Here is a 524-nt window from a genome sequence, read left to right as displayed (position 1 = left end):
TAGAGCGCTTTTTGACATGATGCACTCCCTCAACAACAACAGCATGAATGGGAAAACATTGCTTCCCACCCAAAAGCATTTCTGGATTTTGCTCTGAAGGCGTCTTGATCCTTTTAGGCGTTAAAGACCGTAATTTCTCAATTCTTTCTAATTGCTGCTTCTCAGATTGTTGGCGAGAAAAATTATCGGTTGGGGAATGAAAAATAGCTGAGGAGCGCGCATAAACATTTACACCTGTAAACAAGCCAAAGAAAACAACAATGGCAGGAAAAATTCTCAAAAGAGAACTTTGGCGTAAAAATATCAATAACAATACAGATTGCCCCCGCTTTGCATTATTCATGAAGCACTCTTTAAAAGAACTTCATGGAACCTCTAACAAGTCCACTCAAAACAGCCACTGCCCTATAACGCTTTTAACAAAAGCACATGCCTCTGTTACCAAAGAAAAGTGACACCCAAAACTGCTTTATTTTAACTGCTGAAGATCTCTCCCCCACATTTATATAAAGAAACCTCTAAAC

At 39.1% G+C, this 524-nt stretch carries 1 pseudogene; it reads right to left on the bottom strand.

Annotated elements, in window-relative coordinates:
* Nucleotides 1-343 (bottom strand): annotated as a pseudogene (locus tag ACFIK0_RS09930) (ShlB/FhaC/HecB family hemolysin secretion/activation protein); the annotation flags it as partial.
* Nucleotides 344-524 lie beyond the last annotated feature (181 nt).

Source organism: Bartonella sp. CL63NXGY, assembly GCF_042194905.1.
In the GTDB taxonomy this organism is placed as follows: Bacteria; Pseudomonadota; Alphaproteobacteria; order Rhizobiales; family Rhizobiaceae; genus Bartonella.
Note: the sequence above shows the minus strand (reverse complement) of the source record. Positions and strands in the feature narration are given on the sequence as shown.